Annotated in this window: 6 protein-coding genes and 1 pseudogene; 3 read left to right on the top strand and 4 right to left on the bottom strand. The window is 70.3% G+C overall.

Annotated features, from left to right (window positions below; translation table 11 throughout):
• Positions 1 to 103: 103 nt before the first annotated feature.
• The 3 genes and pseudogenes from ACFV3R_RS27230 to ACFV3R_RS27220 all read left to right on the top strand — a co-directional run bounded on the left by ACFV3R_RS27230 (position 104) and on the right by ACFV3R_RS27220 (position 3,021).
• Positions 104 to 639: pseudogene (locus ACFV3R_RS27230) on the top strand (DinB family protein).
• 286 nt (positions 640 to 925) lie between these two features.
• Positions 926 to 2,227, top strand: coding sequence for a VWA domain-containing protein (locus ACFV3R_RS27225; RefSeq protein WP_385588579.1), 1,302 nt, complete (start codon positions 926 to 928; stop codon positions 2,225 to 2,227).
• On the top strand, positions 2,227 to 3,021 hold the full coding sequence (locus ACFV3R_RS27220; protein WP_385588576.1) for a hypothetical protein: 795 nt from the start codon (positions 2,227 to 2,229) through the stop codon (positions 3,019 to 3,021). Before ACFV3R_RS27225 ends, ACFV3R_RS27220 begins: the two co-directional genes overlap by 1 nt.
• 435 nt (positions 3,022 to 3,456) lie before the next feature.
• Here ACFV3R_RS27220 and ACFV3R_RS27215 read toward each other — a convergent pair whose 3' ends face one another.
• The 4 genes from ACFV3R_RS27215 to ACFV3R_RS27200 form a co-directional block, all read right to left on the bottom strand.
• The gene (locus ACFV3R_RS27215) at positions 3,457 to 6,327 is read right to left on the bottom strand and encodes a pPIWI_RE module domain-containing protein (protein WP_385588573.1); all 2,871 of its coding nucleotides are present in this window, start codon (positions 6,325 to 6,327) and stop codon (positions 3,457 to 3,459) included.
• A gap of 84 nt (positions 6,328 to 6,411) precedes the next feature.
• Entirely contained in the window at positions 6,412 to 9,846 is a 3,435-nt protein-coding gene (locus ACFV3R_RS27210; protein WP_385588570.1) for a signal recognition particle, read from the bottom strand.
• Positions 9,839 to 11,014, bottom strand: coding sequence for a hypothetical protein (locus tag ACFV3R_RS27205; protein WP_318295290.1), 1,176 nt, complete (start codon positions 11,012 to 11,014; stop codon positions 9,839 to 9,841). Before ACFV3R_RS27205 ends, ACFV3R_RS27210 begins: the two co-directional genes overlap by 8 nt.
• Positions 11,011 to 12,651, bottom strand: coding sequence for a PD-(D/E)XK nuclease family protein (locus ACFV3R_RS27200; protein WP_385588566.1), 1,641 nt, complete (start codon positions 12,649 to 12,651; stop codon positions 11,011 to 11,013). Before ACFV3R_RS27200 ends, ACFV3R_RS27205 begins: the two co-directional genes overlap by 4 nt.
• Positions 12,652 to 12,756: the final 105 nt, after the last annotated feature.

The raw sequence follows: 12,756 nt of genomic DNA, 5'->3' as shown, positions 1-12,756 counted from the left end.
TCGTCAGGAACAAGATCAGCACGCACCCGGACACCCTGCCGACCAAGATCGGCAAGTGCAAGACCCACAGCTCAACTCATTCTGAAACGATCAGTAAGGCAGGGTGACCCCTAAGCCCACGACACCGGACGGCCGTCCGGTCCCACCGCCCCACGCCGATGAACGCACCACCCTGGAAGGCTGGTTGGACTTCCAACGGGCGACCCTCGCGTGGAAGTGCGAGGGTCTGGAGGACGCCCAACTACGGATGGCTGCGGTGGAACCGTCCCCGATGACCCTGCTGGGCCTGGTCCAGCACACGGCTGAGGTGGAACGCAACTGGTTCCAGCGCGTGTTCGCGGGCCGGAGCCTTCCGCCGGTGTACGGAGAGGCCGGGGGGACGACTTCGCCCTCGAGGCCGGCCGCGGACTCGACGAGGTGTTGGAGACATGGCGAGCGGAGGTGGCGCGGAGCCGTGAGCTGACCGCCGGCGCGTCGCTCACGGACACCGGCCGGCTGTCGGTCGAGGAGGCCGGGCACATGGGGGGTGAAGGCGTCTCGCTGCGCTGGATCCTGGTGCACATGATCGAGGAGTACGCACGCCACAACGGCCACGCCGACCTGCTCCGGGAACGGGTCGACGGCCGTACCGGGGCCTGAGGAGCCCCCTCCGGCGACAGCTCGTCCGTCCGTGACCGCGCACGGACGCCCGCCGCCGCCCCGACACCTCCCGGCTGCCGCCCCGATACCTACCGGCTGCTGCCGCGACACCTACCGGCTGCCGTCCCGGCACGCCCCCGCCTCCCGCCCCGACCCCCGCCCCAACACCTCCCAGGCCACCGCCCCAGGCCCGCTCCCCCGGGAGGCCGCACCGCCACGCCCCGTCAGAGGCCCCTCGGTCGCACACGAGTTGGGTTCCGGGAGCGCCTCTCCATATGATCCGGCGATGATCACAAGAAGACGACTGGTGGCCGCCGTCTGCGGCGTACTGGTCACCCTCACGGGCGGGCTCACCCCGTCAGCCGCCCTGGCCGGCGAACCCGGTTCCTCATCCGGGGAGGCGCCGAAGGTGGAGCTGGTCCTCGACGTCAGCGGTTCGATGCGGGCCCGGGACATCGACGGCCAGTCCCGCATGGCCGCCGCGAAGCAGGCCTTCAACGAGGTGCTGGACGCTGTCCCCCAGGAGGTCCGGCTGGGCATCCGGACCCTTGGCGCCAACTACCCGGGCGACGACCGCCAGGTGGGCTGCAAGGACACCAGGCAGCTCTACCCCGTGGGCCCGTTGGACCGCACCGAGGCCAAGACAGCCGTGGCGACCCTGACCCCCACCGGCTGGACACCCATCGGCCCCGCCCTGCTGAAGTCCGCCGACGACCTGGCCGGAGGAGGTGACGCCACCCGCCGCATCGTGCTGATCAGTGACGGCGAGGACACCTGCGCCCCTCTCGACCCCTGCCAGGTGGCCCGTGAGATCGCGGCCCGGGGCATCCACCTCACCGTGGACACCCTCGGCCTGGTGCCGGACTCCAAGACCCGCTCCCAGTTGAGCTGCATAGCCGAGGCGACCGGCGGTACCTACACCTCCGTCCAGCACACCGCCGACCTCTCGCACCGCGTCAAGCAGCTCGTCGACCGCACCACCCAGCCGACGCTGACCCCGACGGCCACCACGGGCGCCGAGGACTGTGCCGACGCACCCGTGCTCAAGCCGGGCCTGTACACCGACCGCGAGTCCTTCGGGAAGCACCGGGTCTACCGGGTCTCCGTACCGGCCGGGAGGGAACTGCGCGCCGCCGTGAGCGTCGCGGCCGACCGCCCGGTCAACGACGACTACGGCCTGTTGATGCGCGCGTCCACCACCAGCGGGCGGGAGATCGTCCGCGGCGAGGCAGCGGGCGACGGCCGCACCGACGTCCTCTCCACCGGCCTGCGCTACCCGAAGGCGGAGTCGGACCAGGAGAGCGCGGCCGGAGTGGACTCGGACGAGGAGACCACCCCCACCGAGACGGTCTGCCTCAGCGTCAGCAACTCCTTCTCGGCGCCCGCTTCGGTGAAGACCTCCCCCGGGCTGCCCGTCGAGCTCTCGATCGACTTCGCGGGCACTCCGGACGACGCCTCCGACGCCGCGTTCTGGGGGCTGGGGCACGGCTGGTGGCTGCTGCTCGCCCTGACCGTCTGCGGTTTCCTCGTCGGACTGCTCTGGGGCTGGATATCCCGTTGGCGCGTCACCGTCTGGAGGACCAACTGATGCGTGTCCTGCGCACCGCCGCCGCGGGCATCGCCGCCGGCGTCGCCCTCCTCGCCCTGTGCACTCCGGCCTCGGCCGACACGGCGGCCCCGGCAGCCTCGGCCTCCCCCAGCACGGACGCCGACGCCACGGCGGCCCCCACCGAGGCCGGCACCTCCTTCCGCACCGCCACGGCCGTCCGCCCGGACCAGGAGGCCACCGCTCAGGCCTCGACGGGCGACTACCTCTACTGGCAGTTCCCCGCGGACGCGGGGGACCGGGCGACGGTCACGGCGAAGGTCACCTTCCCCGCCACCGCCTCGCCCGGCCAGGCCACCTCGACCTGGCAGGTCGACGTCTACGACGGCCTCCGCCGCCGCCAGGCGTGCCGTTACGGCCGGCAGACCGCCGACGCCGCCGCCGGCGCCGGTTCGGTCACCCTCTCCTGCCACCTGCGCACCGTCCGCGCCTGGGCCGAGCCCTGGTCGAACGACCCGCTGCCCGGCGCCTACTACGTGCGCCTGACGGCGGTGAAGCTGAACAACGCGGCGCTGGGTGTGCCGGTCAAGGTGGGCGTCACCGCCACGACGACGCAGGCGGGCGGCTCCGCGGCCGTGGACGGCCGGCTGGCCCGCCCGGTGGTGCAGGGTTCCTCGCAGACGGTGGAGCCCGACGGCGGCTGGTCCTCCGGCTGGTGGTCCGACCGCTGGCTGTGGACCGCCGGCGGCGCGCTTCTGGCCTCCCTCGCCGGCATCGGCGGTTACGTGCTGACGCGTGGCAGGGGACGCCCCGCCTCCCTGCCCCCGCAGTACTGAGGCGAGCGGGGCCCGCACTGACGGGTGCGGGCCCCGGGCAGGCCGACGGCCCGGTCGACGGCCTCTGCCCTGACCTGGCCCCTCCCGCCACCTCCGGCTCCGGTCTCCCGGCAGGACGGGCCCGGGCGCACCCCCGGCAATCTCCCGGCTTCGTGGGTGCCGACCCGCGCCGGCGCCCACGGCATCACGGCAAACAGAAGACCCCCGACCGGCTCACTGCCGATCGGGGGACTCCCTGATGTGGGACGTTCACGAGTTCCCTTGACCAGGCACAACAGGACTAATTGATGTTGAGGTTCCCGCGGCCCGCAAGATCACTCCCCGAGAGCATGCATATGCATTTATTGAACCCGCACCTACGCCCCTGAGGTAGTAGGGGCCTTACCCGCTGAGGAGACGAGGGGTGAGACTCCCTCGACTCCTCAGCGGGAAGCTTCATTCGTCGTCATCCCCGTCATCGAGGTCGAAGTCGAAGGCCAGCTGGCCCGACAGAGCGTCGTCCGGCGCGGTCGCAGCCTGGGGCTCCGTCGGGTCCAAAGCCTCCTCGATCTCGTGAGGCAGAGCGTAATCGTCCGCGAGTCGCGCGAGATGGAGGATCAAGGGCAGAGCCAACCCCTCGCGACCAGCACGGTAGTCCTCGCTGAAACGCTGCTGGTGGACGAATGCGGCCCATGCCTCCGCATCGTCACCGGGCTGAAGGCACGCAACGGTCAGTTCGAGGAGGTCCGGATTCCAGGCGTTCGCCGTCGGCCGGTAGGCGTTGTTGCCCGAGGCGTTGGTGTGCGGAGTGAGTTTGGCGTCGTCGTTGGTGAGATTTGGCTGCGAGCCGGACTTGCCGGTCGTGCTGTAGAAGACGCGGTCCGAGTCACCCCGCACTCCGGGCCGCCACAGCCCCATCGCGATGCCCCCACGCTGCTGGCCCTCCAACTTGGGAGAGCGTTCCTCCGCCTCGGCCCAGCACTGTGCCGTTTCGTCCCGGCTGCCATCGGCGATCCGAACGATACGAAGCTGCTTGCCGTACAGACCGATCCGCTGAACGGGACCCCCGTCGAGGCCGAGCCTGTCCCGTTCCAGCCCGTCGTTCCTCAGCCATGGCCAGCGCTTCCGGACGTCCTGGGCGTGGGTCAGAACGAGCGTCGGGGTACTGCGCAGCTGCGCGAGAGTCTTCTTGACGAAGGCCGCCATGAGGGCCGACTGCTCCGCGCTGTTCTTCTTGCCTTCGACCCTTCCCGTCAAAGACTTGAGGAGTTCGGGGTACGGCACCCATGCGTGCATGTCGGCCGACTTGCCCAGCACGCATTTCGCGCCCGGTCGGATGAGCACCGCGATCGGCGTGAACTGCTGCTTGCCTGTGGGCCCGTCAAGGCGGCGTTCCACGAGGTGGAAGGCCACCTGGTTCAGGTTCGCGGGGATGAGCGTGTCACCGAGCGTGTGCTGGGGCACCAGCCGCATACCGGTCTGGCGCAGGCCGTCCGACCAGGCCGCGGCGGCACGCAGACCAGCATCGGCGAGAGCCTCCTCCGTCTCCGCATCCGGGTCTGGTGGACGGATGAACTGGGTCACCAGGCCTGCGTCCGCGCAGCCGAGGCGGATCGCGTGCTTGGGGTCGGTCCGTCGCTTGGCGTGGCGGAAGGCATCCTGCCCGTCGAGCTCCACGAAGGCCAGCCGCACCCCGGGTACGGCTTCCCGCAAGGCGGCCATGGCCCGCGCGACACCGATACGGCGCTCCTCGATGGCCTTGTCGTGCTCCTGCCCCCGGCGCGGCACGCTGTCGCCTCCCAGCGGTGCGCCGAGAGCGCCCAGGGGCCGCGCGTGCAGCCGGACGGTCAGCTCCTCCGCCTCCCACACCCAGGTATCGGGGCCTTGCGCGTGCCGGTGCCCGGCCAGCCCCAGCCCCATTTCCGCCGCTGCGATCATCTGATCGCGGATGGCATCGTTCTGGTGGAGCACGACCGCGGTGAGGTCTTCCCCTTCGAGGGCTTCGGCCAGGCGTGCCCGCAGAACCTGAGCGTTGTGGGCCGCGTTCAGCTCACGCTGGTCCAGGATGACCGCGCGCTCTTCGGGATCCTTCTCTTCCATGTTCTTGGGAATGGACGTCAGCTTCTTGAGCTGCTTCTTGGGCGGCCGCGCGTACGCACTGCGCTCGAGCTTCGGAACGGAGACGAACTCGGGAGCGATCGCCTGCTCCGCCCACTCGATCAGCCGTCGGCGTTCACTGGGCATCAGTCCGGTGCCGATCGTGTGCCTGCCCATGGCCGCCTGGTGCCCGATCGCGATCCGGATGCCGTCCCGGCCGTGGATCCAGTGGTCGGCCTCCTTCACCAGCCGGTCCGGGGACGGCAGTGCGTCGAGTGCGCTGATCCCGGCGAGCATTCCTTCTGCTCCGCCCTGACGCCAGTCCGTGGTGCCGTTCTTCCACTCCAGCATGGCGACGGCGAAACGCTGCGACTGCGGGCCATCGTGGACGAGGGAGTCGTCCGGGAGCAGGTACGCGGACACGCCCTTGCCGTACGGCATGTAGACCTTGCCGGTGACGAACCGACGTACGCCGGCGGCCACGTGGACGCGCGGGACGGGTGAGAAGGGAACGGTGCGCACGGTGATGCGGAGGGTCGCCGCGTAGTAGGCCGGCTTGCCGTCGCCGCCACCACGCCGCCCGGGTACGTACTCGATCACGTTCGACATCAGCTCGGCGCCCCCGCTTCCCTGCCCCCTGGCCCCCGTGCGGCCGGCGACCTGTCGGAACGACAGCTGCTGCCCGTGGTGTTCGTACGGTCCCTGGCGCGCGATCCTTTCGGCGAGGACGTCGGGAAGCAACCGGTACACGTGGGGCGCGGGCAGAGCGGTTCCTCCGGGCGACACCTTCTGCTCGAGGAGGTCGACCCTGCCGGGCCGCCAGCTGAGAGCCGCGGTGTCGAGGTCACGAAAGCAGCTCATCAGCAGGGCCGCGGTCTCGGGATCGCCGGCATCGCGCGGGAGGCTCCTGAGCCAGGTGGCGATGTAGAGGTTCGTCACCGCCATCGGGTACGCGTCCTGGCAGTACAGCCAGGGGTTCTCCGAACCGAACCGTGCCGTGGAGTCGACCGTGACGATGTCCGGCGCGGTGGCGCGCATCAGCTGGTTGACAGCCGCTGTGGGTACGCGGCGCCGTCGCTCGGCCTGCCCCTCTGTCATTCCGCCGTGGTAAAGGCGCAGGAGTGGTTCCTCCCAGTGGGCGGGCAGGGAGAGCGTGTGCATCGGGAAGACGAAGGGTCCCCGTGCCGGGTCGGGCAGGTACGCCGCCGGACGGTTGTACTGGTAGGCCATGGTGTCGGTTCTCCTCGGAGCAAGGCGTTAAGTCTTCGGACGCGACGCGAAGACGTCGGGGGTGCGGTGTGGTGACGGATGCCGTCAGCCCATGTCCACCAGGGCGCGGTAGAGCGGTTCGTACAGCTCACGGACCAGGGACTTGTCGATCGGGGCAAGGTGCCGCTCCGCCGTGTTCCCGTCCTCGAAGAAGGGGGCGAGCACCTCACGCATGCTCGCCAGTAGGCTGGTGTCTGGGGTGTCCGTGTCCTGGAATCCGGCTTCTCTGGGAGAGAAAGCCGCGTCGACGAAGACCACCCGGGCCGACACGCCGCCGCGCACCAGACGACCGATGACCTGCCACATGACGACGAGCTGGTCCCAGGTGAACGCCGTCTTCTCCTCGTCCCGCAGGCTGGACCAGGCCAGGCGCCGGGTGAGGAAGCGGTTCCACTGACGGCGTGCGCGGCTGCGGAACGCCACAGCCGCCTGGTCGGGGGTGGCGGCGGCGAGCGCGTTCTGCCGGAAGGATCCGTCAGCATCCCGGAGTTGGCGTACGGCCCAGTCGTTGATGGACTGGATGGCGAGCGCGATGTCGTCGGGCCGAGGGTGTGGGCGTGCCAGGAAGTAGACCGTGCCGATGGCCGCCTTGCCATCGCGCAGGACGATGTTGTGTCCCCGCTCCACAGCGAGCAGCGGCGCGACGAGAATGTCGCCGCCGACCGAAGGGAAAGCCTTCACGTCACCGCGGGGCAGCGTCCGTGCGGCGGCGTCCTCCGGCAGCCGGGTCCAGGCGGTGTCGGAGTCCGCGTCGTCGGACACCAGTCGGGTGACGCGGCCGTTCCACTCGGGGATCTGGTTGAGGTACTCGGCGGCCCGACGTGCCTCGTCGTAGCTGCCGACGAGCAACAGGATGCGGCGGCGGTCCGGATCGTCGATCTCCTTCAGCTCGGCGTCCAGCATGCTCTCGGCGTCGGGCAGACTCCGGTCGGGCACCGCGAGCTGGTGCAGCATGTGCAGAAGGGCCTGGGGCCGTTCTTCGGGGTCGCAGCCGGACAGGCGCAGCGGCTTGGGCCGGTCGTTTCCGGGCCAGTACAAGAACTCCTTGCGGAACTCGCTGCCCAGGACGGCTTCGACTTCCTCGTCGTGAGGACGCAGAACGGCACCGACGTCGGCGTGCACGTGGTACCTGCTCGACGTGCCCGCCCAGCTCGTTGCGGACATGAGCAGGACGTGCGGGCCCGGGCGGCCGTCCACGGCGCACAGGTCACCGAGCCGCATGAGCAGTTCGCGGCCCACGCCGTTGCAGTGGAAGAAGCGGAGTTCACCGCTGCGGTCACCATCGCGCTCACGGTCGTCGTGGCGGAACTGGAAGCCGAGCACGTTACCCATGGGCGACTCGGGGATGACCGCCTCGTAGTCCTTGGGGGGCCTGCGGGAGAGCACGTTCGAGGCGCTCTCGAGATTGAGGGCGGCCTCGACGCGCGGCCACAGCGTGGTCATGAAGTCGAGACGGCTATGCAGAGCGGAAAGGAGCAGGGTGAACTCGCAGCGCCGGGCCTGGAGGTCGGCGTCCGCGAGCACCGTGCTGTCCTCTCCGACGATGTCGGTGAGGGTGTCGCGCAGCCTCTCACGCGTCCGTGCTCCCTGGGGCGCGTGCAGGAGTTCCAGGGCGAGGTGGACGAAGGTGTTCACCAAGGGTGTCACTTCATCGTCGTCTCCCGTGCTCTGCTGCTCGTGCAGCGGGTCGTCGCGGAACCGGCCGAGCGCACCGTCCAGCGTCCGGGCCGCCGCAGGCGGGCGTTCGCCCTCCTTCCGCCCCGGGAACCAGCTGTCCAGCAGCAGGTTGTGGAGGGTGAAGGCACTGAAGTAATCGACGCTGATCCATCGCCTGAGCTTGTCGTCCTTGACGAGCAGGGCAAAGAGGCGGTCGGTGGCGGCGCTGACCGTGTTGACGGCGTTGGTCCAGTCGTCGACGTCACGGGCGGACAGCTGGAGCCGGCCATCCCGGGCCATCTGCTGGAACTTGTGGACGGCGACCTCGTCGAACCAGGAGTTCGGGGCCTTGCCCACCAGAGTGCTGGCCGGCGCGAAGGCCGTGTCGAGCTGCATCTGCACCCGGTCGGCCTCGTCGACGATGATCAGGTCGCTGAGTCGGCACGCGAGTTCGAGGTACCGGAGCTGTTCCTGGTGCTGGTGCAGTGGGACGGAGCTGTGCACGAGACCGGCCGGGGTGGCGACCCACACCTGTGCGTCGACCAGATCACGAGCCCCGCGGTGGCGCGGACAGCGGTTCCACAACGGGCACAGTCTCCGCTGCGGCTTCGGGCCTTGTGCGTCACGCTGCGTGCTGTACTCCTCGTCGAGGAGGGGATCGCCGTCCGTGGCCTCCTGCTCGGGGACGGTGTACAGCGTGATGCACGGTGCTTCACGGACGCCGAGCGGGCGGCGGGCTTCCAGGCCGCGCAGCACGTCGACGGGGCAGGCGCTGCTGAGGTAGGCGAAGCCCGCGTGGTCGTGCCCGAGCATGGTGGCGGCGCCGGCCGTGGCAGTGCGGCGGTGCAGCCGGTTGATGTTGCGCTCCCTGGTGGAGTGCCCGAGGATCGGCGCCGCCCGCACACCGAGCCGGTCGAACTGCTCCACCACGGCGAGCGTCTCGGCCACATCGCCGACGACGATGGTGACCCGGCGGGGTGTCCGGGTCACGAGGTGGTAGGTCAGGATGTCCCGGAGGGTGGACTTGCCGGCTCCCACCATCCCCACGAGGTGCAGCAGCCGGTCGATCCTCAGCCGTCCCTGTTCTGTGAAGCGGCCGAGTTCCGCGTCGCGCACGAGCAGTTTCACCCGCCGGAGCCGCCCGGCCCAGCCGTTGCGCGGCCCCTGTGCCGTCGCCTCGACGGCGTCCATCTCGTCGGCGGCCTTCTCGAGCTCTTCCCAGGTGACGTCGACGGGCTCTCCACGCCCGGCCGGTGGTGCGTCAAGCGCGTGGGCACGCGGCAGGGTGTCCGTCAGCAGTTCCTCGTCGAACACCACGGAGTGGGTACGGTCCTGCACCCGGAAGGTGTGCTCTCCCTCCTCGGCGAACGGAATGGACCGCGTCGCGAACCGCGGAGCGGTGCTGAGCAGTTCTTCGAAGATCTCGAAACGGCGTGCGGCGCGCGACGGCTCGCGACGGCGTGGTACGGAGCCGGGTCCGTCGATGTCGTATCCGCGCAGGTGCTGGGGGACCTTCAGGTAGTCGATCAGCGCCTCCGACCAGGCGTGCCGTCGCCGCATGTCCCACAGATAGTGGCGGGCGCGTAGAACACGAAGCCGCTGTTCGTCGCTGCGAACGTCTCCGAACACCTCGCTGTACGGGTAACCGCCCAACAGCGGCCAGACATCGGCGGCCGTGCGGGTGGGCGTCACGTCCTGCAAGAGATACAGGCCCAGTTCGACGTCGAGAAGGTCGCCGGGGCGGAAGCTGCCGAGGTTCGCCGGCCACACCTCGGTGAGCTGCTGCGGCGAGCAGCGCCGGTGCCATCCCCTACGGTCACGCACGGCGTCCTCCTTCGGTACGCGGGTCCCCCGCCTTGTCACGCGGGGTGGAGATCTCGTCGGCGACCAGCCGCAGGAAGGCCTGGTCGTCCAGCAGGGTGACCCGATCGGCCAGGTCCTCCGGCAGGTTTCGGCGGAACTGCCGCCCATACGCCTCGTTGTCGCGGAAGCGGTAGCGGGGCACGACGAGGAATGCGCGATCGTACGGCGGCTCGTTCCTGAACGGCGTGAGGGAGCGCGCCAGGAGAACGGGGTTCACCCGGTCCTTGACGTCCACCGCCCAGTGCCGTCGCTCAGACAGGGGGACGCGCAGGTCGTACGCGTCGTAGTTGGGCCACATCTCGGCGGTGATTCCGAACTTCTTCTCCAGGGCGGCTTGTAGATCGGTCTCCGCGAGCCCGGGGCTGGTGATGAACATCCGCAGGGGGCGGCTGAGCTGGAAGACCCCGCCTTTGTCGGCACGAAGCGGCGTGCCTTCGTCCGATGTGCCGTCGCGGCGGCACCGGTCCAGTTCGCAGCGGTGGCTGCCGTGCAGCAGCGGCACCATGAGGCAGCGGCAGCGAGCGCACTGCCGGTACGTGCCGCGCCTCAGATAGGAGGCGGGCACAGGCTCGTAGCAGCGCTTGATCACGTCGTGCAGCAGCATTCCGCAGTCGGGATCGCCGCCGAGCAGTGCCAGCTCGGCGCCGGTCAGCACGGGCCTGGAGGTGAGCAGGGCCCGGAACGCGGTGTAGGCCTGCGGGGCCTTGGCCGCACGGCACACGGCGAGTGCTTCCCGGATGCGTTCGTTCTCGAAGAGCTCGGCCGCCGGGTCGGCCGCGCTCACCTCCCACTCCAGACACAGCTGGTGCGGCAGCCGGGTCTCCGGATCGACGAGCAGGGCCGCTCCGGGAAAGTTGTCGGGCGGCAGCTCCAACGGCCACTCGATCAGCGGCCGTTCACCAGCCCAGCGGACCATCTGCGGCACGCTGCCCGGCGGTTCCTCGCCCCGGCGCAGGCAGTGCAGGACGAGGCGGTTGTACGCGTTCTGCACCTTCGCCGGGTAGACCGGGTTGGGTACGGTCCGCTGCCGGGACAGGCACGCCAGGGCGCTGGCGATCTGTCGGAGCAACCCCTCGTCCGTGCCGACGGCGTCCTCGGACCGTGCCTCCCTCATGTCGGTCGTGGTCACGACTCCCCCTCTCCCGCGACGGCGCCGTCGGGCGCGGCGCTCGGACACCACCGGGAGACCGGGCAGGACCGGCAATGCGGTCCGGGGCGGGCGTCCCATGTCTCGTCCTCCCGCCACGGGCCGGCGTACCGCCGCAGCACCGACAGCGCCTTCCGCTGTCGGCCGGGGTCCGTCGGGTCGATCACGTGGGGATCGGAACCGTCCGGCCGGAGGATCTCCACCTCGACGCGCGAGCCGTCCGGATCGCCGCCCAGCGCACCCTGAGCCAGGAGCGCGACCGCCAAGGCGAGTTGGGGGTAGGTGTCGAGAAGGTCCTCGTGGTGGCGGCGCCGCTTCCGTGTCGTCTTGAGCTCCCGCCACACCCACGAGCCGTCCTCCTGGTAGAGCAGGTCGGGTTTGGCGATGACGACGGCCTGCGCCGCGGTGTCGTGGACGACTCGGAGGGCTTCGGGCTCGACCCGCTGGATGAGTGCGGCGTCCTGGAAGGGACAGGCGTCGACGTGGTGGAGCAGCATGTCCCGACCGGTCGCGGCGTCCTCGTCGGAGACCCGCCAGCGGCCTTCTGTCCAGTTCTCGCCCGCCGGGGGCATGTCGCCGACCGCGCACGGCGGCTGTTCCGGGCGCCGGTGCAGCTTCTCGATCCAGCCGTGCACCGCCTGGCCGAGCCTGGCCGCGCTGCCGTATTCGTCAGACTTGGGCAGGTGCAGAGAACGGAGGAACCCCTGTGCGGGGCAGGCCGCGTGATAGCGCAGATCGCTGACCGACACCTTCCTCAGCGGTGCCACCCGCGAGGGAAGGCCGAGGACCCCCGGCCTGCGCGGCACGGCCTCGCAGCCCGTGAACTGCTTGCAGTCCACGCAGGATGAGCCGGGTGCCGGCCTGCCGCCCGCCACGACACGCGCCACGTGCGCGTGCCCATGCTCGGCGTAGTAGGCCTCGGCTTCCTCGGCCGTCCCATCGAACTGCACGCGCGGCCGTCCGTCGGAGAGCCCGACTTCGACGACACGCACCCGCTCGGGCCGGGCTGTGGGGCCATACGGCTGGAACGCGCGCGCCCACTTCCGCGGCCAGGCCGCCTGGCGCCCGTGAACGGCCACGTACACAGCGATGGCGATCTCGCCGGGCTCGGAGTCCTTGGCCTCGCCGTGCCGCAACCGTCGGTACTCGCGCAGGCGTCCGTCGGCCGACTCGTACCTGCGCCACCAGGTGTACATCTCCCAGAACTTGCCGTTCTCCCGCTGGGCCACCCAGTAAGGGCGGACCGGCCGCAGCCGCTGCTCACCGTCGCCGGTGCACGCTTCCGTGTACGTACGGAGGGCGTGCTCGGCATACGTCAGGTGACCGGGGTGGAGCGCGGAGGTGCGGGAGCGCAGCCCCGCCAGGGCCTGGTCGGGTGTCTCACCGTGGAACTCGACCCGGTCGACGGCGTCCATTACCGGCCCGAGGGTGAACGTCTCGAGCTCCGGCTTCGGAAGCCGGAGAGGCCGGGTCGGCCACAGACCGGGCCGGGCCTTGGCGGCGGCGTGCGAGGGGCAAGTGTGCTCCTCGCTCCCACCCGTACCGGGCCCCACGCGCACGAGGCCGTCGTTCCCGGTCAGCCAGTGCGGCTTGCGCCATGCCGTCGTGTCGTGACTCATTGCCTCCCCCTTGTCTCGGAACAGACGGCACCCTTCGGTCCGGCCGGGTGCGCCGCCGCATTCGACCGTAGCAGGTTATCTTGGAACTCATTGGAAGTTCTTGGC

The sequence above is a fragment of the Streptomyces sp. NPDC059740 genome (assembly GCF_042733155.1).
In the GTDB taxonomy this organism is placed as follows: Bacteria; Actinomycetota; Actinomycetes; order Streptomycetales; family Streptomycetaceae; genus Streptomyces.
This window is presented reverse-complemented; position numbering and strand designations above follow the sequence as displayed.